The organism is Pseudoalteromonas tunicata (assembly GCF_002310815.1).
Lineage (GTDB): Bacteria > Pseudomonadota > Gammaproteobacteria > Enterobacterales > Alteromonadaceae > Pseudoalteromonas > Pseudoalteromonas tunicata.
On the sequence record NZ_CP011032.1, the window covers coordinates 40,001 to 65,784 of the forward strand.

Genomic DNA, 25,784 nt, shown 5'->3' on the forward strand with positions numbered 1-25,784 from the left:
GGCCGTAACTATAACGGTCCTAAGGTAGCGAAATTCCTTGTCGGGTAAGTTCCGACCTGCACGAATGGCGTAATCATGGCCACGCTGTCTCCACCCGAGACTCAGTGAAATTGAAATCGCAGTGAAGATGCTGTGTACCCGCGGCTAGACGGAAAGACCCCGTGAACCTTTACTATAGCTTGGCACTGAACATTGAACCTACATGTGTAGGATAGGTGGGAGACTTTGAAGCAGGAACGCTAGTTCTTGTGGAGTCGTCCTTGAAATACCACCCTTGTAGTTTTGATGTTCTAACGTAGGTCCCTAATCGGGATTGCGGACAGTGCCTGGTGGGTAGTTTGACTGGGGCGGTCTCCTCCTAAAGAGTAACGGAGGAGCACGAAGGTTTGCTAAGTACGGTCGGACATCGTACGGTTAGTGTAATGGTAGAAGCAAGCTTAACTGCGAGACGGACAAGTCGAGCAGGTACGAAAGTAGGTCATAGTGATCCGGTGGTTCTGAATGGAAGGGCCATCGCTCAACGGATAAAAGGTACTCCGGGGATAACAGGCTGATACCGCCCAAGAGTTCATATCGACGGCGGTGTTTGGCACCTCGATGTCGGCTCATCACATCCTGGGGCTGAAGTCGGTCCCAAGGGTATGGCTGTTCGCCATTTAAAGTGGTACGCGAGCTGGGTTTAGAACGTCGTGAGACAGTTCGGTCCCTATCTGCCGTGGGCGTTTGAGAATTGAGAGGGGTTGCTCCTAGTACGAGAGGACCGGAGTGAACGAACCGCTGGTGTTCGGGTTGTCATGCCAATGGCACTGCCCGGTAGCTACGTTCGGAATCGATAAGCGCTGAAAGCATCTAAGCGCGAAGCGAGCCTCGAGATGAGTTCTCACTAGAGCTATAAGCTCTCTGAAGGGCCGTTGGAGACTACAACGTTGATAGGTTGGGTGTGGAAGCGCTGTGAGGCGTTAAGCTAACCAATACTAATTACCCGTGAGGCTTAACCATACAACGCCAAAGTGGTTTGTATGAAGCACTGAAGAACAAGCAAGAAGTTAAATAGCACTGAAGTAGACGAATTTGAAATCAGCCTTCCGAATTTTAGTTAATTGCGAGAGCGATTAACGAACCAGATTTGCTTGGTGACAATAGCGTTTTGGACCCACCTGATCCCATTCCGAACTCAGTAGTGAAACGAAACAGCGCCGATGGTAGTGTGGGGTTACCCATGTGAGAGTAGGACATCGCCAGGCTCCCAATTTAAAGAAAGCCTCTGAGAAATCAGAGGCTTTTTTGCGTTTGGAATTTATTATCATTTCATCTATTTCCCAAGCTTGATTTATTCGATGTTTATTAAATAAAAACACTATTGATATTTCTAGCTTGGCACAAAATTTTTAAAATAATTATCTAAATATCTTCCTGTATCAGGACAGTTTTTATCTAGAAAGTAGGATGAATATCCCTAAAAATAAAAAACGCGAAATATTGCTATAACGCGTTTTTCATTATTTTCATATCCGAGATTTAAATTGTTAGAAGACTGCTCTGACACTCAGTGCAAAACGTCGATCAGTTGTGAAACTAAGCGCTTGTGTTTGTGTGCCTGCTTGGTCCATTTGATACTTTGTTTTAGTTTCAGTGGCGAGTAGGTTGCTGCCTTCAACCCCAATTTTCCAATTTTTATTAATTGAATAGTAGAGGCTAGCATCCATCATGCCAGAAGCTTCGGCATATGCAGGTACATATTCTTCTGACTCACGTAATGTCAAAAGATATTCAGAACGCCAAGTGTAAGCTAGGCGAAATGATACATCTTCATATTCATACATACCGATAATATTTAAGTTTTGATCTGAGTAGCCTTGTAATGGGAGGCCACTAAATACACGAAACGTATTGCGGTTATCGGCAATCGGGTTTCCGTATTCATCAAAACCTAAGGTACCTTTTGATATCTCATTAGGATCTTCTAAGCCATTTTGAGTAATATAGGTATAGTTAAATTGCAGCCCCAATCCACTCCATGCACCGGGTAACATGTCATAGAATTGCGAGTAAGAAAACTCAGCCCCTTTAATCGTTCCTGATCCCGTATTTGCAGGTCCATACGCTGATACATCATAGTTTTCACCGTTGTAACTCACATCTAGATCAAAAGACTTATTGCGGATGATATTATCTAATTTCTTGTGGAAAAGGCCAAACGTGATATATCCGGCTGGAGCGAAATACCATTCGGTTGTTAAATCGGTATTAATTGCTGTTTCAGGCTTTAGGTAAGGGTTTCCGGCTAATGCAGTGAGCTCTATATCGTCTAATCCAACAACGGGGTTATTTGTTTCATCATAATCGGCGCCAGGTGTTTGCAGGCGACGAGTATAGTCAAGATTTACAATACTAATATTTCGCGCATCGACCAAGTTTGGATAATATAACGCTTTAGATGCACCAAATCGCACGACCACATCATCAGTGACTGCAAAGCTCAAGTTCAAACTTGGCAATATTGTGTTGTAATCGGTACCATTGACTGTACTTAACTCCGATTCACCATTAGCAAGGTCGTAATAGCGTTTGTATTCGGGTTGTTGCATTACATTATTGAGCGATGAACCTGGTTCCCCACGTTTGATTTCTGCAGGTTGCACTAATGCACCAGTCGACTCTAATTTGTAATTAACGTAACGTAAACCGACATTACCGACTACGGGTATATCTTGAAGCATAAAGTCGAAGTCACCACGAACATAAAACTCTGTACGCTTTTCATTGGTTGAGCTAATGTTATGCGCTGCATAAGGACCTTCTACCCGATTTGGCTTATCGGCATATGGCACGTAAGTACCTGTACATGTTCCATTATTTGCTGCGCTATTAGTCGCATTATGCCAGCCATCTTTACAGCCTTGGCGTAATGAATCTGCATAATTTTTCACTAGATCCATTCGTGGAAATAAGAAGTTATTTACATTACCTTGCAGTACATCTCCGTTGTAATAATCAGAAAAATCAATACGCTCAAATAGTTCTGGGCGATTAATTGCAGATGCTGCGTTTCGGTCGTCTTGGATCCAAGGAGTACCGATGGCAGACCAGCCTTCATAAGCGGTGTCACGAACGGTTAAGTCTTTGTCTGAGGTATAAAAACCCGATTTAATTTTGGTAAATGTTCCGTCTAGCTCATAAGTAAGATCTAGTTTAAAGCTGTCTGCTTTGGCGGTATTATGTTCAACTTGCTCCATACCGCTGCCAAGGAAAAGATTCGGTACTGGTCCATTCCAATCTTCGTTTGGTGAGTAGCCTGGGGTTAAAATATTATCACTGAGGAATTCAACTGTTGGGCGTGAACCGCGCATATCTAAAAAATAAGGTGATACAACATGAACATGGTTGCCACGAGTTTGACCTGACATGCTGTAATTTTGCACGGCTTTGTCAGAATCAATATGCTGATAATCTAAGTTAACAGTTAAGCGATCAACAGGTTTAATGGTTACTTTAAATGAAGTGTCTTTGACGGTATTTTCATTATAGTTCCAGCGACTACGATAAAAGAAAGGTGTTTCCGGGCTTACCCCAAGCGCAATACCTGATGTTACAAACCCATCGTCAGTTGTTAAAGGAAAGCCATTTTCTGCATCATTTTTCCAATTTTGCGATGACCCCATATAGCCTTTAAAGCCTTGAGCTGCTTGCCCTATTTGGCGTTCATTCCACTCTAATGATGCTTTAGAATTAATATGCTCTAAAGTTGCAACAATAGTTTCATCAGTATTGGCCCACTGAAGAGAAGTTGTAAATCCGGTACGTTTTCTATCATTGGTCGCGGTACTCATATGAATAGCGGCTGGTACATGCCAAACACTACCAGCAGGCTGATCTGGAAGTGCAGGGCCATCTACTGGTGAGCTAGGATCAATACCAATAATTCCGCCCCACTGATCGGTCGTTGGAAAAAATGAATCACCACGAGAGTGGAAATTACCTAAGCCAACACCATCACCTCGAGTTTTGTACTCCGATTGAGAGCCCGCGATTAGAAAACCAAATTTACCAGCTTTCGTTTCCCAGTTATCAGAAAATAATGCAGAAAACGAAGGGGTGACTTCATCACGAAAATCTCCGTAATTAGCTTTGGCATTAAAAGAGATTAAGCGTTCGGTCGAATCAAATGGTTTACGTGTGATGAGGTTAACCGTGCCGGCAATACCACCAGAAATAAGATCGGCCGTTTGGTTTTTAACAACCTCGACAGCTCCTAGTAATTCAGCCGGAAAGTCTTCATAGCTTAAGCCACCGGATTGATTTGCGCTAAAAGCATCACGACCATTTACTTCTGAACGCACGCGGTCTAAACCACGCACAAGTACGCCAGTGCCTTCGTCAGCATAATGTTTTGGATCGTCAGATGATGCAAAGCGTTCAATAGTAACGCCTGGCACACGCTGTAATGCCTCGGTTACTGATTTGTCCGGCAGTGCACCGATATCTGACGCAGTAATGACATCTTTTACCGTATCAGCATAACGTTTTAAGTTTTGGGCGCTAAAAATACTACCGCGGATCCCTTCAACCTCGATTACTTCTATCGGTTCTTCTTTCTTTTTATTGATGACATCGTTGTCATTTTCGGTAGTGGTTTGAGCTGAAACTAATAAAGGGCATAAACCCAATAATGCAGATGTAATCGCTAGGTTAAGCCTAGAACGTTTATTTTTACCGCTATCGATGGCTAATTTTGACATGGTTTAATCTCTTTTGTTTTTTATAATAACCAGTGTAACCCTACCAATAATGACCTAATGGATAGGATTATTGTTTCGCCTGACATCACTACTCAATATGCCAAGTTCCGTTGCTCTATTAAAATAATAGATTTTTGCAATAAAAACTAACATTTTATTTATTTTTTTGTGTTACTTTTTAACATTAAATTTAAAAAGTAAATTAATTTTTTATTTATCTTTAGGTTATCTTTAGCTTAGGCTTGCTAGATTAAATTATGACTTAATTATTTGAGGAGGGCTTTTGTAGCTTGACCGTAATAAATACGCCCAACATTGTGAGCGTATTGAGGGTTTTTATTAAGATGATATAAATTTATTTGGTTGTTTTAGTGTGCTGGATCAGTAAATCGGCTACTTGTTGTTTTACCGCTCGTTTATCATCAGGGTCAACGTTAAAGCGTTGTGAAAGCTCGGTGATTTCCTCATCGCTTAAGTTAAACGATAAGCGCTGACGCGTTTTCTTTGACTTTACATCAAGTTTCAGTATTTTTCTGATCATGTCAGAAGGTGTGAGTTCTTCATCGATAGCTTGTTTTTTTATCGTTTTTTGTACTTCGCTACTGAGGTCAAACGCCATTTGAGTTGCGCGTACTGCTTGCTCTTGGCGTTGCCATTTTGCTTGTTTGTCTGTCATGCAGCATCACCAGGAAAGAGCTCAGAGATATCGCTGATAGGTCTTGTTAGCGTTAAAGAAACCTCGGTATCACCACCATCCCAAACTTCTATGTTGATACTGTGGCTTTCATCATCAGATGCTAGATGAATGATCTCACACGTTTCACCACCTTGCTCTTGGTAACGAGGTAAGCTTAGGTTGCGGTAATCTTGGTTATGGAAATAACAAACATAAGGCGCTTCGGTTTGCTGATAACTTGGCGCTAAAAAGCGTTCGAATTGCTCGGGTGTATTTTGTGTGGTGATGTGAGTCAGAGCTTCTTCATCAAAAATGCGGGCAAACTCATCAAGTGTGAAAATGCTATCAACATCATCGCGTTGGATTTTAATTGAGAAGTTGGCATATTCTTCGCCATCCTCGCGCTCAATTTGTAAAAAAACAATTTTGCCTGAGTCACTTTCGAGAACAAATTCATATTCTGCACTCTGTTTATACTGATAAGTTTGTACATCCGTCACTTTAAGGGTTTGCCCTTTAAGCCATTGTGGATAAGCAAATGAGTCAATAAGAGTGAGCATGTCACCAATTTTCAGTTTGCTGGGGTGGTTGAGTTGGCGCACGGGTGTTTTTTTCGATTTAAAGAAACCAAACATAGGTCACCTCTTGAACAATGTTAGTTGAGCAAAAAAGGAGGCTAGGCCTCCTTTTTAGGATTAAAACAATTTAGTTTGTTTGTTTAGCTTTAATGCGAGCTAAAATATCACTGCTTTTTTGGTTTTGCTCACCAATGCCGGCTTGTGCTAATTTTGCTTTTAAATCGTCACCATTAGTGGCAGATTCAAGTTGTTTTGCAGCACCAAGTTGATCGTGACGGTCTTGCTGACGCTGTTTAATGCGCTCTAATGATTGGCGCGCATTTGTCATCGATGATGCATTGGTATTAAGGGTGCTGTTAACCGCCATCGTTGCTTTTTGCACGCTTTCAGTGGTTTTTACCATTGTAAGCTGACGTTGGTTTTCCTTGATTGATTTCTCAGCTTCTTTCACTTGTTGTTTAAGGGCAACAATATGATTGCTAAAACCAGCTAGTACTTGTTCATGTTCAGCTTTTTCAGTTTCAAAATCACCAATTTTTTCGGCAATTTCCATAGCTAATGCTTCGTTATCTTTTGCTAATGCTTGGCCTGCATAATCTTCATGTTCAGCAATGCTATCGTTTAACGCGCTGATTTTGCGTTTGGTTTGCATTTCTTTTGCCATTACTTCGGTTAAGCTTTGTTTAGCTTTATGAAGAGCATTTTGAGCGTCTGCAATTTCTTGTTCAAAAATACGGATACCGTTTGCATCAACAATTGCTTCACCGACTTCTCTTGCTCCACCACGTACAGCGGTAAATAGTTTTTTTAAAATACTCATAATCTTGCTCCAAAATTATTCATTTAAATAGGTTGAGATAGCGTCAAGTGCATCAATCGCATTGTCTGCTAGGGTCACTAATTCATGGGTTATTTCATCAAATGATGACGTAACCGCCAGTGCACCAAAAATGGCATATTGATGATCAATCTTTGCAAATGCACTTAAAGGGATTGGTACATTCAGTTTTAATAACGCTTCATTTAGTTCGTGACGAAGCTCTGCTTTGACTTCGCTTTCATCAAATAAATAACTGATACAAAGTAATTGTTCTTGTGTTTGTGTGACAAAAATCGGTAATTCATCGTTTCCATCCACGATCACTTGTAACACTTCTTGCTCACCTTGATTAGTGATCAAAAATGACTCGAAGTTAGCGCCTTCGGTTTCGAATGACGCAAGCTTGATTGATAATTCGTTTAATTCCATCTTCTTTACCTTATTCACTTTGACATACTATGTCTGAGTTAAGAATTGCATAGGTGACATATTATGTCAACATGTGCAGTTAATTTTTATACAGCTCGGATTCTGTTTGCCATGCTTGGCGGTAATAATCGTATAATATTCCAGTCCCTAACCGATTGACTTCAATATCTTTATTGTTCGAAAAAAAGTTATTAGGGAAGGCGAATGCGGCTTGTAAATATTTTTGATTTAACCAGTTTGTGGCAACTGGAAATTGAGCTATTTGTGCAATTCGCTCACTGGCTGGCTGTCCACTGCGAGTTGCAATAGTCCAACCCCATTGACCAAATGAAGGAATGTTTTGTTGGTATTGTTCTACATGAGCAAACCCTGCTTGTTTTACTGTTTTAGCGATACTGATAAAGGCTTTTTTTGCGTGATATGGCGATGTAGATTGAATAACCAAGGCGCCATCGGGTGCAAGCAGCTGTTTGACGTGATTATAAAAATAATCACTGTAGAGCTTATTTAAATCAGGGTGATTGGGGTCTGGTAAATCAATGATGATGGTATCGAACAGTAAACCTCGGTCTAGCATGCGCTCAACTTCTAAAAAAGCATCAGCAACAATGACGTTAGCGCGTGGGTCGTTGAGTGCATTGTGATTTAATGCTGTCAATTTCTCTTTAAGTGGCTGAGGTGCTTGATATGGCTGATTGCTCAAACCAAAGAGTGATAGCAGTTGGCCATCTAAGTCGACCAAAGTAGCGTGTTTGACAGGCCACTTTAAAACATCACGCAAGGCAAGCCCATCACCACCACCAATAATTAGTACGTTGTCATGGCGGTTTGAAGCAAGCATTGCTGGGTAAACCAACATAGTGTGATAAATTTGTTCATCAGCGCTTGAAAATTGTAAGCGGCCGTTGAGGAATAAATCATTAATTGGGGCTGTTTGGGTACGGCTTAAGCGCTCAGTTATGACCACGTGTTGGTATTTAGTTGAATCGGAATAAATCACTTTGTCTTTATAAAGCACATTGCTAAGGTCTTTCATCCACGCTGATGCGTACAATAAAAAGACAGCAAATAATCCTATTAGCAGTAGATGGCATAAAAGTAATAATTTTGCCCATTTAACATGTTGATGGTATCGCCATAAAAAAATCAGCCCTGCAATGATATTAAACAGAGCGGTCCATGCCGCTGCTTGCATGATGGGCAAGGTGAGCATAACAGTGACCCAAATTGCAGCGCCAATACCGGCACCGATATAATCGGCACCATAAATAGTACCTGCATTGTTTTCTAAAAACCGACCATAAACTTGCTGGCGGATCCTCGCAATTAACGGGATTTCCATTCCAATCAGAATACCGAGTAATAAACCAAAAACATAAGGTAAAAAGCGGGCAAATGTCTGAAATTGATCAAAAATAGCACCATCAAGAACCGCATCAGCTGGCAGGTTGTATAAACTTGCGAAGGTGTGAGGTAGGGTGTAACTCAGTGCAATAATGCAGGCGATGATTAAAATACTGCTCATACCGAGTAAGGCTATTAAGCTTTCGAGCCAAGCAAATGCCGTGAAGGGGTCTTTAAACCAGCGAGCGAGGAAAGCACCTATGCCCATGGCAACTATCATGGTGCCAATCATGGCGTAAATGGCGCTTTCAACTGAGCCTAGAATTCGCCCGGCATAATGAGAAAGTAAGTATTCATAAATCAGGCCACAGCCAGCTAAAATAGCCATGACACTGATTAAAAGGATGTCGTGGCCGAGTAAAGAATATTTACTCGGCGAAGGGGTTAACGGGGGGGGATTATTCAACGCTTAAGCACCCAGTAAAGTTGCCATTGTAATGCCAATTGCAAACGAGATTGCGGCTGAAATAGTGGCAACACCAATATTTTTTTGACGATTCACTTCATCGGAAATATCTTTGCCCGCTAAGATGATTTTGATCATCACAAGGTGCAAAATAATAAAGGCGATTAAGCTACCTACAGCAGATACAGTCCAATAAATTAAACTCGCATTAATATTATCAGCCATATACGGTGCAATACCGGTTGCAGCTGTTAGGGCTAAAGCACTACCGATTAAAAAGCCCGCATAGCGAATGCCAACAGCTATGTTGTTATCTAAAATTGCTTGTTGTAAACAATCGCCGTTACGGTTGGTGCGTTTATACAATTGGACTCGATATTGGCTGATCAGCAACATGCAGATATTACCAATGATAAAGGCTGCAATCACAATGGGCAGGCCATGCCATCCTTCGGTTAATACCCAAATTAATGCAGAGCGGATCACTATGGCGACGCTAATCACATGGCCAAAATCAACCAAAGCTGCGGTAATATTGCCTTTGATGATTTCATCGTGTAGCGATACTTTTTTAAGTGCGACTTTATCTTGAAAAAAGTGACCAAGCTTAATCAGTAAAATGCCAATTAAGCCATAACCTAACATTTGTGTTGCTTCTTGCAAAAATGAATCGGCAAATGCGCCAGAGCTTATTCCGGTAATAACAATCGCAAGGCCTGCTAAACCAGCGGCAAAGCTTAGGCCAAAAGCAAAGTTGTCTTTTTCGGTTATCTCATCATTGGCATGAAGGTTTGATACCCAGCCTTTGATAAATTTGAGGCTGACAAATAACCCGATAATAATTATAAAATCAAGCGTTAAGGCTTGTATTGACCAAGCGGTTAATCCGTTAAATTGGTACATATTTAAACTCCCAAACTAATTCTTTATTTGCCTCGGCTTACGCCGCGCGAGGTTCTACTTGAGCTATTGCGCACTGAGCCGGTACTCGATTTTGTTGGGCTACTGGCTTTTGAATAACTACTGCGAGAAGTCGAGGTGGTGCTCGGTGGTGTATAGCTGCTTCGGCTTAGTCCTGATGCGCCACTTTTTGTTTTTGCATAAGGGCTGGTAAATTGTTTACCTTGGCTCTGATAAGACTGACGCGTGCGGTTTTCAACCGTCGTTTGTTGCTTATACTGGTTGTAGCTGGTGTAGCGTTTACGGCCATAATCGTTGTAATAACTGTATTTTCTACGTTTACTCCAGCTGCCATACTCCACCGCACCCACTACATCACCCAACATGCGATACATGCCATACCATTGCCAAAAACTAATTCCTTCAGAGTTAGTTTGCCATTGGCCATAATTGGCATTACCCACTAATTGATTCCCTAAGGTCGGATTACCTGCATTGGCTGTTTCTTCAGCATCCTTACTGATTGCACCAACTCGTGCAAGTTCACCTCCAGACATATCCGCGAGCACGTTAATCGGATCGGTTAAGGCATCAGCAAAGAGGCTTAATGTTGCGGCTTCTTTGAGTAATGAGGCTTGTTCAATGATTTCTTGGCTAGCCATTGCTGGATCGGCTTTTTGCAAATCATTAAGGCGTTTTTGGAGGTTTTGATATAAGGGACCGTTTTTGGTGGCATCTTGTGAGATCAGTTCGGCAATCGCACTCATCTGAGGGTTTTTCTGGCTAAGTACTTTTGCGTATTCAGTCAGTAAATTTGCGTTGCGAATGAGCTTATTATCAAGTGCATCACCTAAGGTATTTATTTCTTGGGAAGCTTGTTCGAGAGTGTATTTGATTGTTTGTTGAGTGCGCTCTTCTTTGGATTCACAACCCAGCATTAAGCTAAACAAACAAAACAGACTGATAAGTTTCCAAGCTTTAAAATCGGACATTCATTGTCACCTAATCTGCTGCTGTTAATAGTTCGCTGTCCAGTTTTACATAGCTTATGAGGATAACCAAGATCTCTGTTGCTAAAATTGTATCTTTTTGTGAGGTGGAAGGTATTTTTTAATAACGCTAACGTACTGTGAGATAAATAAAAACGCCCAACTTTATCGAATCACTGCAGTGTGGGCGCTGGTTAATTTAACGGGGATTAATGCGTTAGAGCATACAGTTCAACTTGTTGCCAAACGCGAAGCACATTACCACTGAGGATCTTTGTAATATCTGCTTCGCTGTAGCCGCGGTCGAGTAATCCTTGTACTAGGTTTGGATAACTAGCGACATCTTTTAAGCCGATTGGTAATGAGTCACCGACGCCATCGTAATCGGAACCAATGCCCACATGTTCGATGCCAATTAGTTTTACAACGTGGTCAATATGATCAAGCACTTGCGCAATGGTTGCAAACGGGTATGGATTTTTAGCTAAATAGGCTTTGCGAAAATCTTTTACCATCTGGCTTTCTTCGCCATTTTGCTTCGCAAGCTCTTTACGTTTTGCTTTAAATTGGTCACCCCACGCACCAGCAGAGGCAATAACAAAGCTCGACCCAAAGTTAATTTGAATTACCCCACCGTTCTTTTTCAAGGCAAGTAGCATGTTGTCATCCATATTACGCTCAAAGCCTGGGGTATATTTTCTTAATGAGGAGTGCGAAGCGATAACAGGGGTTTTTGATAGCGCCATAACTTGATAAAACGCATCGTCAGAAATGTGTGAGACATCAATCATCATACCGATATTATTCATTGCAGTGATGAGTTCTTTACCAAAAGGGCTCAGACCTTGCCATTGGCGACGTAAATCGTAAGACGAGTCAGAAATGTGGTTGCTTTGCGAATGGGCTAGGGTGATGTAGCGAACACCGCGCTGATAAAAGTGCTTGAGGTTTTCAAGCTTACCTTCAATTGGCGATCCATTTTCCATCCCCATAGGGAGTGACATTTTGCCTGCAGCGAAGTGATCTTTTACATCTTGGACTGAGTCTGCAATGGCAAATTTATCCGGGGCACGGCCAACAATCGCTTCAACGTAATCGATAAGTTTGTTCGCTAGCTCGTAGGAACCTCCAGTTTTCTCAAGCCCTGCAGGAATGTAAATCGACATAAAAGGGGCGTTTAATCCACCTTGAACAGCGCGAGGGTAATCAAAGTCGCCCCCCGCAGCTTGACTGACATCTTCCCATTTGTGCTCAAGGCGATAAGGCACATCGATATGGGTATCTACTAAAATTGTCTTTTTGGTTAATTCGATTGCGCGTTTTGAGGCTGGGTTAAATGAGCTGTCGGTGTTTTGCTGTGCTAAAACAGTGCAGCTTAAGGTAAGTAAAGAGAGTCCTGTGATTAATTTCATGGTTTTTTCTTATGTTTATAGTGAAAAAACCATTGTGGGATCTTGAGGCTGTACTGACAAGTCAAATGCGGTTAAATGTTAATTATTACTAAAACTCGTCACTTGATTCTTCTTTTGGTTGCTCGGCAAATGTGCGAGCGGTCATAATGTTCACGCTTTCGTGCAGCTCAGAATAGGCAATAACCACTTCTCCTGATCTAAGCTGGCGCTTAATTTGTGCGATTTTATCGTCCATGGTGCATTCTTGCTCACCGTAGTCGGTACCTTCACGTAAAATAAAATCTTTAATCAGGTTTTCAAGAGTTTCTGGAGCTAAGGCATCAAACGGAATGATCATGATAAATATCGCTTAAAAAAGGCAGGGATCTGTTGTTCTAACCAGAATACGGGTTTGAACGGGTTACGGCCACTAATAAAACCAACATGGCCACCTTTTTTGGAAACGTGTAATTCGACCAGCGGGCTTACATCTTGAGGTTGGGGTATGGCTTGAGTTGATAGCATTGGGTCATCGGCTGCATGGACAATTAAAGTGGGTGTGCTGATATGCTGCAAAAAAGGTTTGGCGCTGGCTTGCTGATAATAATCTTCGGCATGTTTAAAGCCGTGTAGCGGTGCGGTCACTCGGTCATCAAATTCTAGCAAATCATTTATATTCGTTAGTTGCTCTGCATTAATATTAAGTAGCGAGGCTATTTTAGGTAGCTTTCGCTTAGTGGATTTTTTTAATCGGCCAAGTAAGTAGTGCTGATAAATTTTACCGCCGCTTTTACGAATAACTTGGCAAGAGGATGCTAAATCAAATGGTGCAGACACTACAGCAGCAGCTTTGAGTAGGCTATTTTGTTTAAATTCACCTAGATATTTTGCTAATACGTTACCACCAAGCGAAAAGCCAACGGCAAACAATTCTTTACTTGGAAAACGGGCCGCGAGCGTTTCGAATAAAAAGCGGGCATCAGATGTCTCACCGCTATGGTAGGCTCTAGGCTGTAAATTAGCGTGAGTAGAGCAGTTACGAAAATGCATTAAAACAACATCAAGCCCTTGCTTTTGCAACGCTTTCATCATGCCTTTGGCATAAAAGCTATCAATGCTTCCTTCAAGGCCATGAAATACAACGGCGAGTGGCTTGGTATTATTTTGGGCCGCAGGTACTGTCCAAGCGAGCTCTAAAAAATCGTCATCGGGGGTCAATAAGGTTTCAAATTGCACATTAAGCGCTAATTTCGGGCGAAAAAAGCGCGGTAAAATAGTTTGTGCATGTTTATTGCTCATCCACCAAGCGGGTTTAAAACTGCCGTTCATAATCCAAGAGTGATGTTAATTGTGTGAAAAAGCAGTGTATCAGAAAAAAATAAAGCACCAAACTAAGCGAGCTTAATTTGATGCTTTAGCGCGTCGTGCTTAACTCTTTACTCAGGCACTTCTGCCTCATTAATCTTTTTCATGAAATATACTACGTAAAAAATACATAGTGAGATAACGACACCTAGAAATCCAAACGAAAAAAACAACACTGGGTCGCTAAAAAAATCTCTAAAAAATACGTTCATGGTGTCTCTCCTATTTCTTCAATGCGTTAAAGATAAGGCAGGAATGACAAGTGTGATGTGATTTAGATCAAGTTTTATTCCGCACTTTGTTTAAGCTGTAAGAGAGTTTGATTTAGATCAGTTTTTGCACATTGTAAGTCTTTATTTATGTATAAACTGAGGTTGTCGGGTGTGGATGTTGAGCCTAATTTAAACTCGATGAGCTTATCAATTAGCAATTGTTGTTCTTGTTGCTCAAACTGTAATTCGGTTGCCAATAATTGTGTTCGCATGGCCTGATAATGAGGGAGGTCACTGTGTTGCTTTAATTGGATTCTAAGGGTTCGCAGTGGCTGGGTAAATGTGAGATTAAACGGCCCGAGCGTATTGATTAGCTCAGTTAAGTGCGAAGAACTCAGTTCGAAGTGCTGCTGGTTTAAATAAAGTAACAATAAACAAACGTTCACATTTTTGTGATGATGATTTTGCCAGTGCAACAAGGTCTCGGCGACCTTGCTGTCACTGTAAAATTTTAATGAAAACTGCCAAAAAGTGGCGCTATTAATCGAGTTGGGCATTAAATTCGTTTTCGTGTTGTTCAAGCTCTTCTAATAACTCAAGTAACAGCTCTTCTAAATCATTTTGTTCAGGTACCAGTTTTGCTTGCTTAGCGAGTAATTCAGTAAGTATTGCTTTGTTTTGCGCATCGTACAGTGAGTTATCAGCAAGGGCGTTTTCAACTTCTTGAAGTTGTGCCGTTACTTTGTCTAGTTTGGTTTCTAGCTGAGTGATTTTCTTTTTCAGCGGTTGAACGGCTTGGCGAAACTCTGCTTCGCGACGTTTTTGATCTTTACGATTAACCGCGCTGTGGGTTTTATCAGCTTTGTCTTCAACAACATTATCTGCTTTGTTTGCGGCGAGTAGCCATTGGTAATACGCATCAAGATCATAACCAAACGGAGTCACTTGGCCTTGATCAACTAAGTAGTATTCATCGGCTGTGTTTTTAAGCATGTGGCGATCATGCGATACGGTGACCATTGCGCCTTCAAATCCTTGCAGTGCCATGACTAATGCGTGGCGCATTTCAAGGTCTAAATGGTTAGTTGGTTCATCAAGTAATAACAAGTTTGGTTTTTGATATACCAGCATGGCCAATACCAAACGGGCTTTTTCGCCGCCCGAAAAAGGAGCAACTGGCTCAAGGGCTTTATCACCAAAAAAAGCAAAACCACCTAAGAAATCACGAATTCTTTGTTCAGGTGCTTGCGGATCTAAACGTTGAATATGTAAAACTGCACTGGCTGATAAATCAAGAGATTCTAATTGATGCTGCGCAAAGTAGCCGATATTGAGCCCTTTATGCTGAAACACCTCACCACTTTGTGGTGCAAGTTCACCTGCAAGGAGTTTGATTAAGGTTGATTTACCTGCGCCGTTACGACCAAGCAGCGCAATACGGCTACCAGGGACTAAGTTAAATTTAATAGAATCTAAAATAGTGACTTCGCCATAACCTGCTTTGGCTTGATCGAGCGTCATCAACGGATTAGGCAATGCCAGCGGTTCTGCAAATTCAAAATCAAATGGCGAATCAACGTGTGCGGGAGCGAGTTTTTCCATGCGCTCTAGCGCTTTTACGCGGCTTTGAGCTTGTTTGGCTTTACTGGCTTTGGCCTTAAAGCGGGCAATAAATTTTTCGAGGTGAGCTATTTGATCTTGCTGTTTTTCGAAACTAGCTTGTTGCTGAGATAGGCGCTCTGCTTTTTGGCGTTCAAACTGAGAGTAGTGACCTTTGTAAATATTGATTTTTTGATTTTCAATGTGCCAAATTTCATCAACTACCGCATCGAGAAACTCACGGTCATGGGAAATAAGAACCAAAGTGCCCGTATACGCATTTAAAAAGCGCTCCAACCAATAAACAGCATCTAAATCAAGATGGTTAGTTGGTTCATCGAGCAGTAATAAATCAGACTCAAAAATCAGCGCTTGGGCTAAGTTTAAGCGCATGCGCCAGCCACCTGAAAAAGAACTCACGGGTAAGCTGATTTGTTCATTATTAAAGCCTAAACCATGCAGTAATTCACCGGCTTTTGATTCAATTGAATAACCATTAATCGCTTCAAGCTGTAAATGCACTTTTGCTTGCGCTTCGCCATCGTGACTAAGCTCTGCCTGTTGTAGTTGAATGCGTAATTCATAGTAGGCTTTATGGCCTTGTAATACGTATTCTAATGCAGAAATGCTCAGCGCGGGTGTTTCTTGTTTTACGGAGGAGATTGTCCAGTCTTTTGGCACTGAACAATTACCACTATCGAGATGTAATTCTCCTTTTAATAAGGCAAATAGCGATGACTTACCGCAACCATTCGCGCCAACCAAGCCTACTTTATGGTTTGGGAATAACGTTGCATTAGCATCTTTGAGTAGGGCTTTACCGCCACGTAATAGTTCTAGTTGGCTTATTTGGATCATGATTACATCAATTGAGAAAAATTGCCGTTAGTATATCAAGCTCATTTATAAAATGGTTAGCCTTATGGTTAAATTATCGCTCGTGTTGGTAATAAGCGTTGTGAGCAAGATTGAAAGGGCGTTAAAATAAGGTAAAACTGCAAATGAAGTATGACAACATGAAACACAAAAAGCGTTTTATAGCAGGGGCGAGTTGCCCAGAGTGCAAAACGATGGATACCATGATGCTTTATAAAGAGCTCAACGTTGAAAAAGTTGAGTGCATTGAGTGTGGCCATAAAATGACTCAACCAGAAGGTGCCGTTCAAGCATCAACACGCCAATTTGAACAAGTCATTGGCGTATTTAAACCTGAATAATGTATTTGGCTTTAATAGTGCGGAGGTGGTGGCTCCACCATTTCTTCACCAAACGATGAGCTGTTTTGCACTTCTTTAAGCTTTTCGGCAAGTAACTGGGTTTGACGCTGCATGGTCGCAATCAATAACTGATGCTGGCGCATTTCTTCATTTAAGATTTCAATCGTTTCGTCTTGAAATGCTACTTTTGCTTCTAATTCATAAATACGATGTTCTAAATCACTCATTACTTATACTCAATTTGCCAAGTTTCAGCTAAACCGCTGGAGCTTTCACTGACGATTGTTTTGTCATCAGGATGAAAAGCGACATCATACACCACCGCCGATTGAGGTCGAGATTCTTTTCTTGGTGTTACATACCAAGTTTGTAATTCTTTGCCTGTTTTGATATCCCATAAGGCAATTTTTCGCGTTGGTGAACCTGTTAGTAATAACGTGCCTGCGCGATTAAAACGGGCCGTACTAAAAATTTGCTGGCGGCTGGTAAATTGAAGATTCGAAATCATCTCGCCGCTTTGTAAATCCCACACTCTGGCCTGCTGTTGGCTATCGGCGGTAAATGCAAATCGACCTTTGGGATCAAGCTGGACTTGTGTCACTCTGCTTGGATGATTAAACCTATGGATGACTTGTGCTGTGCGGGTATCCCACAAAAAAGCGGTGTAATCATTTGATCCAGTGAGAGCGTAATAGCCATTGGGCGATAAATCGACCGCATTAATTTTTTCTTGATGGCCAATAAATTCAATTCGTCTGCCGGTTTGCATATCAATATGTACAACTACACCATTACTCTTGCCATACAATATATAGCGGCCCTGATCACTGACGGCAATGTCTCTAATCGCTGAATCTTTTATTTTCCAAAAGCCGATATTACCTCCAGTTACAATATCCCAAAGGGCAAAATTTTCTTTATCAGCAGTCACAGCGACACTTTTGTCGAAACTAATATCTGTACTTAGCACTAGATTATCTTCGGCTTGCTGGTGGCTCCATTGATACATTAAACCATTTTTATTCAGGTCCCATAAAGCTAACCCATGTGAGACTGATGAAACTAAGCCCAATGTACCATCGTCAGATAAACTGGCTGTATATGCTCCCGAAACAGCATGTTCGACAGCATTACTTGGTAATTTTTCTGCGTTACCACAGGCGCTCAGCGTTAACGCTAAAAATAAGCAAAAAATAGTGCGATTTATCGTCATTTTGAGAGTCTTTTTCCTTAACTCTTGCACAGCAAGAGGTTAGACTAAGGGGCGATTTTGGTCCCAGGATGTTTCCATAACTATTTTATTACAAATCAGTTATGTAAGCAGCCTAACACGTTGGCCGTTATTTTTAATTAAATTAAGTATAGAGAATTGGCTACCAAATGGTATGTCGGAGACAATAATGAAAAAAACACTAAAATTATCTTTGATCGCAGCGTCTGTACTCGCTTTAACAGCCTGTAATCAAGAAGCAAAACAAGAAACAGCCGCAGAAGTGAAATTAGATACTGTAGCGCAACAGCAAGCTTATGGTATTGGTGCGTCTGTTGGTGGCTTCTTACAAAAAGATTTAGCCGATAAAAAAGCGCTGGGTTTTGAGTTAGATCAAGCGTTATTAGTTAAAGGTTTTCAAGATGCGCTAGCTGGTTCGGCAAAAATCGAAGAAGATAAAATTCGTGAAGTATTAACTCAGTTAGATACTGATGTGCGTGCTAAACAAGAAGAAAAAGCGAAATTAGATGCTGAAGAAAACAAAGCAAAAGGTTTAGCTTTCTTAACTGAAAACGGTAAGCGTGAAGGTGTGACAACTACAGAGTCAGGTTTACAATATGAAGTACTTGCCCAAGGTGAAGGTGCAAAACCATCAGAAACTGATGTGGTGGTTGTTCACTATAAAGGTACTTTAATTGATGGTACTGAATTTGATAGTTCTTACAAACGTAATGAGCCAGTAAACTTCCCACTTAACCGTGTTATTAAAGGTTGGACTGAAGGCGTTCAGTTAATGAATGTAGGTTCAAAGTTTAAATTTGCGATCCCTTCAGAACTTGCATACGGTGAGCGAGCTTTAGGCAACATTCCTGCACATTCAACGCTGATTTTTGAAGTAGAACTACTTGAAATTGAACAGCCTGAAAAAGCTGAAGCTGCTGGCGAGTAAAATTCGTAAGCAACGGAAATAAAAAACGGGATTTTATCCCGTTTTTTATTTATCTAAATGGTTAGAATATAAATTATCGATTAACTCATCTTCATATTCAAAACGCTGCTCTAATATTTCTCCAAGTTCAGACAAATCTTTATCAAAAGTTTCAAGCAGATTGTCATCAGCGGATTCAGCGTATTGATCATTAAAGTTTAATGCCATATCAGTTGAGCTAGCTATTTTAGGATAAAGTTCTTTCGCTAAAGCCAAGCTTTGAGGTCCTTTTTCTTGGCATGCTTTGACTATATCATCATAAATTTCAAAATGACCTGCGGATAAGTAATCAACAAGAATTTCACAAAAACTTATGATCGCTGCTTTAGCTGGCAATGCTTGGTCATTTCTTTCATATGGCGGTAAGCCTGCAAGTTTGCAATATTGAACTAACAAATCTTGGCGTTCTTCCAACCATGAATCAATTACCGAGTGAGAACCACCCCATGATTCTTGAGCTTTTTCTAGTCTAGTCAGCATATTTCGTCTCCCTTGCAAACTTTACGTTTCTACTATAACAATGAAATATGGACAAAAGATCAACTTATTTTTTACATTTAAAAAATATAAAATTTAACTTGTTGAAATTATTTAACTTTATTTTTCTTTGTCGGAACGTCAATCTGAAGTATTTGAATTTTAGATAAGAAAAAACCACCCGAAGGTGGTTTCAATTCATTTGCTGACTTGTTTAAACAAGTTCTTATTATTTTTATTCACTAGCGCCTGTATTTTATAACAATTTATTTACCAGCTTGCAACCATTTATTTCGTTGTTTTTCTAATTGTTTGATCTTGCACATGGAGGCGCGGCAATCTAAATGATACAATTACGCTATTAAATAGGTTCAATCCTTCAGCTGAATGAGAATTTTATGAGCGAATTAAAAAACGATCGTTATTTACGTGCTTTATTAAAGCAACCTGTAGATGCCACTCCGGTATGGATGATGAGACAAGCGGGCCGCTATTTACCTGAGTATCGTGCACTACGTGCAGAAGCAGGTGACTTTATGAGCTTATGTAAAAACGCCGAACTTGCTTGTGAAGTGACTCTTCAGCCGTTACGCCGTTTCCCGCTTGATGCGGCGATTTTGTTTAGTGACATTTTAACCATCCCTGATGCAATGGGTTTAGGATTGCATTTTGAAACTGGCGAAGGTCCACGATTTGAACGTCCAATAATGGATATGCGTGATGTTGTGAATCTGCCAATCCCTGATCCTGAGCAAGAACTTGGCTATGTGATGAATGCAGTGCGCACTATCCGACGTGAGCTTAAGGGCGAAGTGCCACTAATTGGTTTTTCAGGTTCGCCTTGGACACTTGCAACTTATATGGTTGAAGGCGGCAGCAGTAAAACATTTGGTAAAATAAAGAAAATGGCATTTGCTGAGCCAGAAATTTTACACATGTTACTTGATAAGCTCGCTGATTCAGTGATTTTATATCTTAACGCGCAAATTAAAGCTGGCGCTCAGTCGGTTATGATTTTTGATACCTGGGGTGGTATTTTAACTCCACGCGATTACCGTGAGTTTTCACTTGGTTATATGGATAAAATTGTAGCTGGATTAATTCGTGAATATGATGGCCGTAAAGTGCCTGTTACCTTATTCACAAAAAATGGTGGTATGTGGCTTGAAGCGATGGCAGCAACAGGCTGTGATGCGCTAGGGCTCGATTGGACGATTGATATTGCCGATGCTAAAGCGCGAGTGGGTGATAAAGTGGCATTACAAGGTAATATGGACCCTGCCATGTTACATGCAAGCCCTGAGCGTATTAGACAAGAAGTGCAAAAAATTCTAGATGGATTTGGCCAAGGTAGTGGTCACGTCTTTAACTTAGGCCATGGTATTACGCCAGATGTGGATCCTGAAAACGCAGGGGCATTTATTAACTCAGTCCACGAGTTAAGTCGCTTGTATCATTTGTAAGCCTAAGATGTGACATCAAAAAAGGAGCCTAGGCTCCTTTTTTAATTTTTAATCTACAAACTGATTAGTAAGTCAGTCTAGCGCCATTTGCCATCATAGCAGCAGCACCGCCCTCAATGAGGTTAAGGTAACTACGAGTAGGCCAATTACGGTTTAGCGCTTCTTCAAATGCCTGTTGCAGCAATTCCTCACCTTGTTCAACCCGACCAAGCTCAGTATAAGATGCACCTAAAACAGACAAGAGCACAGGGTTGGTTGGATCAAGTGAACGAGCAAGCTCTGCATATTTTATAGCGGCTTGAATATCACGGATCTCAGGGTTGTCAGAAAATGCGAGCAGTCTTGCGTATTCAGTCATTGCCGGTAGATACTGATTATGTGTTGCTTCTTTTAAAATCCCAACTGCGCGTTTAGGATTAAAATGCACACTTTGGTAATCAAGTAATGTTTTGGCTAACTGAAATTGGGCGCGGTAATTATCACTTTGGCTGGCTTTTTCTAGCCAATTAAACGCTTTATCTTCGTTTGGTTGGCAGCCTTCGCCATTTTCAAAGCAATGAACTAAGCGAAGTTGTGCATCGTTATTGCCATTCATAGCGGCTTTATAATACCAATCAACATATTTATCTGTTGGGCTTTCAATAATGCTATGTTCAAGCATCATTGCGTAACGAACTTGAGCGTAGTTATTGCCAGAGTCAGCAAGCTCTTTTAACTTTTGAGTATATTCATCGAGTTGTTTTTCATATTTACGATGATTTGAACTACTGGTACTTTTTGTTTTAAATGTGTACATTAGATCGTTGACGCGATCTGGGTCACCATTTCGTTTTACCGCAGGTTTAAATGTCCATTGCGAAATTGCTTCAATGACGGCGTCATCAATCACATTTTTCGGAAAAGAGGCTAAGACGCGAGCATCTTCGACTTGACCACTTTCGTTAACATTATAAGCTACAGTTGCCCATGCACTCTGAATTGAAACTGTGCCCTTGGTATAATCAGGCTCAACTTGAGTTAGCAGCTTAGCACGCTCAGGATAAAAGTTAGATTGCTTTAAAACTGGGGCAAAATCAGCTTCATGTTGCTTTTTACCATATAAATTAGACAGCTCACGGTAACGGTCTTTACCTTCTTTACGAGAAGGAATTGCTTCTCTTAATACGCGATATTTGTCAGATGCGTCAGGGTGGTCAAAGTCTTTCGCCACTAAATACCAAGCATAAGCCGTGGTTAAGTCTTGGGTAACCCCTAAACCTTGTTCATATAAGGATGCTAATTGAAATTGTGCCTCCACATGCCCAACTTGAGCTAACTTTGTTAACTCTGTGGCAGCTTCACCATAATTTTTTTCTTTTAAATGCCTTTTTGCAGAATCGAAATCGGCAAAAACAGATGTAGAACATAACGACAGAGCAGAAATTAACCCTAATGCAGCATATTTCATCTTTTAGCAGCCTTATATTATTATTTTAGTAAATTTAGTTTACAAGAATTTTACAAGGAAACAATAGTCAATATAAAAAAAGGGCACAAAAAAGGCCCTTTTTATTAATATGTTGACTCGAGTAGTTACTACTTAATTAAGCGATTGAGCCCATTAAGGGCTGCAACTCGGTATGCCTCGGCCATTGTTGGGTAGTTAAAGGTAGTATTAATAAAATACTCGATATTATTGCCACCATTACGTTGTTCCATAATTGCCTGCCCAATGTGAATAATTTCAGAGGCACGTTCGCCAAAACAGTGAATACCCAAAATTTCTTTGGTTTCGATATGAAAGAGTATTTTTAAACTGCCCACTTCAGTGCCTGCAATCTGGGCGCGTGCCAAATGTTTAAACTGGGCTCGGCCTACCTCATAAGGAATTTTAGCCGCAGTCAATTCTTGCTCGTTTTTACCGACCGAGCTGATTTCTGGAATAGTATAAATACCAACAGGAATATCAGAAATTATTCGCTCTGGGCAATGGCCATGCAAAATAGCAGTCGCTGCAATGCGACCTTGATCAAAAGCGGCGCTAGCTAAGCTTGGGTAACCAATCACATCACCTACTGCATAAATGTTGGTAATTTGAGTGCGATAATTATCATCAACTTTGAGTAACCCACGACCATCGGCTTCAAGGCCTATGGCAGCTAAGTTAAGCTTATCGGTATTACCAGTGCGGCCATTGGCAAATAAAACACAATCGGCTTGCATTTTTTTGCCTGATTCCATATGGAAAATAACGCAATCGGAGCGAGTCTCTACTTTTGCTAATTCCTCGTTATGACGAATTACAATACCGCTGTTCCAAAAGTGATAACTTAATGCATCTGATACTTCAGCATCAGTAAATGCTAATAAACGGTCTCGCGTATTAACCAAGTCTACTTTAGCCCCTAAACCACGAAAAATTGAGGCATATTCACAACCAATAACACCTGCCCCATAAATAATGATATGACGGGGGTCATGAGTTAACTTTAAAATTGTATCGCTGTCATAAATACGATCGTTATTAAAATCAACTTTAGGTGGGTGATAAGGGCGAGAACCCGTAGCAATGACAATCGTTTGCGCTGTCATGTGCTCAAATGTGCCATCTGGCTGAGTTATTTTGATGGTATGGTTATCAACAAACGATGCTTCGCCATGGAAAATATCAATGCGATTACGGTCATAAAAACTGGTGCGTAAATTAACTTGTTTCGAGATGACATTACCAGCATGGTTCAAAATATCAGGAAAAGTAAGCTTGCTGCGTTGCTCTTTAAGATTGAATAAAGGGTTTGAATTATATTCAATAAGTCGACTGACAGAATGGCGTAATGCTTTTGATGGTATGGTTCCCCAATGCGCACAACCACCACCAACAGATGGTTGTTTTTCGATAACAGCGACTCTTTTTTTGCTTTTAGCTAGGTTCATGGCGGTGCCTTCACCGCCAGGACCTGTACCAATAATTATTGCGTCATATTGGTATTTTATTTCAGGTGATATTTTTGCTTCTTTTGATTTAGCCACACCGTTTCCTCATTAGCTGTAACGTGCTCTTAGCAGTTGGGCATTTAATTCAAGCCAAGACTGCTTTTGTTTTTGCCAAGCCAGCTCAAATTCACGATATTGATTCATAATTGCTGACTTTTCACATTGTTTGAGCATGGTATTCTTTTTAGCGTCAAGCAATTGTTTTTTTAGTTTACAATAACTTTGCAGTTTTTTGAGTAAAACATCGTACTCTTGTTGTAACAGTTCAATTTTTGCTTGGCCTAAGGTTGTTTGTTGTAAAGTTAGTGCCGTTTTATTGAGTAAAGTGTCAGCTTTGGCTTTTTCAATTCGCTCAATGGGCGTTGTCTTCAACTTACTTGTTAAGCCAAAATACGAAAGTGATTTTATCATCCATTTTGTCGGATCGTAATGCCACCATCGGATGCCATTGCGATAATCACTGGCAAAAATATGGTGATAATTATGGTAGCCTTCGCCATAGGTAAATAATGCTAATAGTGCATTGTCGCGTGCAGTATTACTTTCTGTATAAGGGCGAGACCCCCAAATATGAGCGATTGAGTTGATAAAAAAGGTAAAATGCTGACTCAAAACTAATCTAAGCACGCCGGCTAAAATGAGCATGCCCCAAATATCACCAAATACGATACCTAACAAAAGAGGAATACCTACATTCGTTAAAATAGTCAGTAATAAATAATGGCGATGTTGCCACATGACGATTTTATTTTTTTGTAAGTCGCGACAATTATTATAATTTGTATAATTATCACCTTGATAATCTCGTAACATCCAACCTATATGGCTATACCAAAATCCATTGGTTGCAGCGTATGGATCTTTAATTGGGTCATCAACTTGACCGTGGTGGATGCGATGATCAGAGCTCCAATGTAAGGCACTGTTTTGAATAGCAAAGGCGCCACCTAGTGCAAAAATAGCTTCAACAACAGGATGTGCTTCATAGGTTTTATGGGCCCATAGTCTGTGATAGCCCGCGGTAATTGATAAGCCAGCAAAAAACATACAGCCAACAAATGCAGTCCAATTTGCCGCGCTAAAGCCGTAGTTTATGCCGTACCAAGGCACTAAAATGAGTGCCGCACAAAATGTAAGGGTAAAAAATAAAACGTTAGTCCAAATAATAGGTGGTTTTTTCATCATAATAATCTCAGCGTACAACTGTACGCTAAAATAGAGGTTCAGCGTCACCCAGTCAAGTCTCAAATGGTATTAACAGTTAGTAATTTGCTCCGTAAGTAAATATGATAAACTCGCTTTTATCAATGAAGAGGGCACAGAATGTCAGGCGTTCGAGCAAAACAAAAAGAAAAAACTAGGCAGGCACTAATAGAAGCCGCATTTAATCAGTTAAGTGCAGAGCATAGTTTTTCGAATTTAAGTTTAAGAGAAGTTGCTCGAGAAGCGGGTATTGCACCAACGTCGTTTTATCGTCACTTTAAAGACATGAATGAATTGGGTCTGACTTTGGTTGATGAGGCCGGTTTAACCCTGCGTCAATTGATGCGCCAAGCCCGAAGTCGAATTGAGTGTGGTGGTAGTATTATTACAATTTCTATTTACACCTTTATGGAGTTTATTGAGGAATCAAGTAATCAGTTTCGTTTGTTATTACGTGAACGCTCAGGCACATCAAAAGCATTTAGAGCCGCAGTTGCCCGAGAAATAAAGCATTTTATTTTAGAGTTAGCCCATTATCTTGAAATAGAAACACATTGTGAGGTTAAGCAGGCCTATATTCAGGCTGAGGCAATGGTTACTTTGGTATTTAATGCAGGCGCGGAAGCGCTCGACTTAGATAAACAACAACGAGTTGAGCTGGTGGAGAGGCTGATTTGGCAGCTGCGTTATATTGCCAAAGGTGCCTCCATGTATAACAAAGATAAAAAAAGCAGCTAAAGCTGCT

Annotated in this window: 23 protein-coding genes and 2 rRNA genes (1 of these 25 cut by a window edge); 6 read left to right on the forward strand and 19 right to left on the reverse strand. The window is 40.8% G+C overall.

The window, feature by feature from the left end; genetic code table 11:
• A 23S ribosomal RNA gene (locus PTUN_RS00165) occupies nucleotides 1-999 on the forward strand (it extends 1,890 nt beyond the left edge of the window).
• Nucleotides 1,000-1,129: 130 nt separating this feature from the next.
• Nucleotides 1,130-1,244: ribosomal RNA gene (rrf, locus tag PTUN_RS00170) — 5S ribosomal RNA — on the forward strand.
• Between the two features lie 282 nt (nucleotides 1,245-1,526).
• Here rrf and PTUN_RS00175 read toward each other — a convergent pair.
• The 13 genes from PTUN_RS00175 to PTUN_RS00235 all read right to left on the reverse strand — a co-directional run bounded on the left by PTUN_RS00175 (nucleotide 1,527) and on the right by PTUN_RS00235 (nucleotide 16,366).
• Nucleotides 1,527-4,739 (reverse strand): TonB-dependent receptor, encoded by a 3,213-nt coding sequence (locus PTUN_RS00175; RefSeq protein ID WP_009839378.1) that lies wholly within the window; start codon nucleotides 4,737-4,739, stop codon nucleotides 1,527-1,529.
• Between the two features lie 355 nt (nucleotides 4,740-5,094).
• Entirely contained in the window at nucleotides 5,095-5,415 is a 321-nt protein-coding gene (locus PTUN_RS00180) for a hypothetical protein (RefSeq protein ID WP_009839377.1), read from the reverse strand.
• Nucleotides 5,412-6,050 carry a hypothetical protein gene (locus PTUN_RS00185; RefSeq protein ID WP_009839376.1) on the reverse strand — a complete coding sequence of 213 codons (639 nt, stop codon included), beginning with the start codon at nucleotides 6,048-6,050 and terminating at the stop codon, nucleotides 5,412-5,414. The genes PTUN_RS00180 and PTUN_RS00185 overlap by 4 nt, the downstream gene beginning before the upstream one ends.
• A gap of 70 nt (nucleotides 6,051-6,120) precedes the next feature.
• Nucleotides 6,121-6,813 (reverse strand): PspA/IM30 family protein, encoded by a 693-nt coding sequence (locus PTUN_RS00190; RefSeq protein WP_009839375.1) that lies wholly within the window; start codon nucleotides 6,811-6,813, stop codon nucleotides 6,121-6,123.
• A gap of 15 nt (nucleotides 6,814-6,828) precedes the next feature.
• The gene (locus tag PTUN_RS00195) at nucleotides 6,829-7,242 is read right to left on the reverse strand and encodes a YjfI family protein (RefSeq protein ID WP_009839374.1); all 414 of its coding nucleotides are present in this window, start codon (nucleotides 7,240-7,242) and stop codon (nucleotides 6,829-6,831) included.
• Nucleotides 7,243-7,321: 79 nt separating this feature from the next.
• A complete protein-coding gene (locus tag PTUN_RS00200) occupies nucleotides 7,322-9,052 on the reverse strand; it encodes a polyamine aminopropyltransferase (RefSeq protein WP_040644096.1) in 1,731 nt (576 codons plus the stop codon).
• Nucleotides 9,053-9,055: 3 nt separating this feature from the next.
• On the reverse strand, nucleotides 9,056-9,955 hold the full coding sequence (locus PTUN_RS00205; RefSeq protein ID WP_009839371.1) for a DUF350 domain-containing protein: 900 nt from the start codon (nucleotides 9,953-9,955) through the stop codon (nucleotides 9,056-9,058).
• A 23-nt stretch (nucleotides 9,956-9,978) separates the two neighbouring features.
• Nucleotides 9,979-10,944, reverse strand: coding sequence for a hypothetical protein (locus PTUN_RS00210; protein WP_009839370.1), 966 nt, complete (start codon nucleotides 10,942-10,944; stop codon nucleotides 9,979-9,981).
• A gap of 206 nt (nucleotides 10,945-11,150) precedes the next feature.
• Nucleotides 11,151-12,353: a dipeptidase gene (locus PTUN_RS00215; protein ID WP_009839369.1), complete on the reverse strand. Its 1,203-nt coding sequence runs from the start codon at nucleotides 12,351-12,353 to the stop codon at nucleotides 11,151-11,153.
• An 88-nt stretch (nucleotides 12,354-12,441) separates the two neighbouring features.
• Nucleotides 12,442-12,690 (reverse strand): YheU family protein, encoded by a 249-nt coding sequence (locus tag PTUN_RS00220; RefSeq protein ID WP_009839368.1) that lies wholly within the window; start codon nucleotides 12,688-12,690, stop codon nucleotides 12,442-12,444.
• On the reverse strand, nucleotides 12,687-13,661 hold the full coding sequence (locus PTUN_RS00225; RefSeq protein WP_009839367.1) for a hydrolase: 975 nt from the start codon (nucleotides 13,659-13,661) through the stop codon (nucleotides 12,687-12,689). The genes PTUN_RS00220 and PTUN_RS00225 overlap by 4 nt, the downstream gene beginning before the upstream one ends.
• 322 nt (nucleotides 13,662-13,983) lie before the next feature.
• Nucleotides 13,984-14,466: a TIGR02444 family protein gene (locus PTUN_RS00230; RefSeq protein ID WP_009839366.1), complete on the reverse strand. Its 483-nt coding sequence runs from the start codon at nucleotides 14,464-14,466 to the stop codon at nucleotides 13,984-13,986.
• Nucleotides 14,450-16,366: an ATP-binding cassette domain-containing protein gene (locus tag PTUN_RS00235; protein ID WP_009839365.1), complete on the reverse strand. Its 1,917-nt coding sequence runs from the start codon at nucleotides 16,364-16,366 to the stop codon at nucleotides 14,450-14,452. The genes PTUN_RS00230 and PTUN_RS00235 overlap by 17 nt, the downstream gene beginning before the upstream one ends.
• A 158-nt stretch (nucleotides 16,367-16,524) precedes the next feature.
• Here PTUN_RS00235 and PTUN_RS00240 point away from each other — a divergent pair, with 158 nt between their 5' ends.
• Nucleotides 16,525-16,725 (forward strand): YheV family putative zinc ribbon protein, encoded by a 201-nt coding sequence (locus PTUN_RS00240; protein WP_009839364.1) that lies wholly within the window; start codon nucleotides 16,525-16,527, stop codon nucleotides 16,723-16,725.
• 11 nt (nucleotides 16,726-16,736) lie between these two features.
• Here the strand turns inward: PTUN_RS00240 and PTUN_RS00245 are convergent, their stop codons facing one another.
• Nucleotides 16,737-16,952, reverse strand: a complete 216-nt coding sequence (locus PTUN_RS00245; protein ID WP_009839363.1) for a SlyX family protein — start codon at nucleotides 16,950-16,952, stop codon at nucleotides 16,737-16,739.
• Entirely contained in the window at nucleotides 16,952-17,938 is a 987-nt protein-coding gene (locus tag PTUN_RS00250; RefSeq protein ID WP_009839362.1) for a WD40 repeat domain-containing protein, read from the reverse strand. The genes PTUN_RS00245 and PTUN_RS00250 overlap by 1 nt, the downstream gene beginning before the upstream one ends.
• 187 nt (nucleotides 17,939-18,125) lie before the next feature.
• Here PTUN_RS00250 and fkpA point away from each other — a divergent pair, with 187 nt between their 5' ends.
• A complete protein-coding gene (fkpA, locus tag PTUN_RS00255) occupies nucleotides 18,126-18,884 on the forward strand; it encodes an FKBP-type peptidyl-prolyl cis-trans isomerase (RefSeq protein ID WP_009839361.1) in 759 nt (252 codons plus the stop codon).
• A gap of 45 nt (nucleotides 18,885-18,929) precedes the next feature.
• Here fkpA and PTUN_RS00260 read toward each other — a convergent pair whose 3' ends face one another.
• Nucleotides 18,930-19,403, reverse strand: a complete 474-nt coding sequence (locus tag PTUN_RS00260; RefSeq protein WP_009839360.1) for an Rsd/AlgQ family anti-sigma factor — start codon at nucleotides 19,401-19,403, stop codon at nucleotides 18,930-18,932.
• Nucleotides 19,404-19,798: 395 nt separating this feature from the next.
• Here PTUN_RS00260 and hemE point away from each other — a divergent pair, with 395 nt between their 5' ends.
• Nucleotides 19,799-20,863 (forward strand): uroporphyrinogen decarboxylase, encoded by a 1,065-nt coding sequence (gene hemE / locus PTUN_RS00265; RefSeq protein WP_009839359.1) that lies wholly within the window; start codon nucleotides 19,799-19,801, stop codon nucleotides 20,861-20,863.
• A gap of 64 nt (nucleotides 20,864-20,927) precedes the next feature.
• On the opposite strand, the gene PTUN_RS00270 is transcribed toward hemE, so the two are convergent.
• From PTUN_RS00270 to PTUN_RS00280, 3 genes are all read right to left on the reverse strand, one after another.
• Nucleotides 20,928-22,310 carry a TonB family protein gene (locus tag PTUN_RS00270; RefSeq protein WP_009839358.1) on the reverse strand — a complete coding sequence of 461 codons (1,383 nt, stop codon included), beginning with the start codon at nucleotides 22,308-22,310 and terminating at the stop codon, nucleotides 20,928-20,930.
• 128 nt (nucleotides 22,311-22,438) lie between these two features.
• Nucleotides 22,439-23,872 (reverse strand): Si-specific NAD(P)(+) transhydrogenase, encoded by a 1,434-nt coding sequence (gene sthA / locus PTUN_RS00275; protein ID WP_269725579.1) that lies wholly within the window; start codon nucleotides 23,870-23,872, stop codon nucleotides 22,439-22,441.
• Nucleotides 23,873-23,884: 12 nt separating this feature from the next.
• Complete coding sequence (locus PTUN_RS00280) at nucleotides 23,885-25,018, reverse strand: acyl-CoA desaturase (RefSeq protein WP_009839356.1); 1,134 nt, start codon at nucleotides 25,016-25,018, stop codon at nucleotides 23,885-23,887.
• Between the two features lie 141 nt (nucleotides 25,019-25,159).
• Between PTUN_RS00280 and fabR the strand changes: the two genes are divergently transcribed.
• On the forward strand, nucleotides 25,160-25,777 hold the full coding sequence (gene fabR / locus PTUN_RS00285; RefSeq protein WP_009839355.1) for an HTH-type transcriptional repressor FabR: 618 nt from the start codon (nucleotides 25,160-25,162) through the stop codon (nucleotides 25,775-25,777).
• Nucleotides 25,778-25,784: the final 7 nt, after the last annotated feature.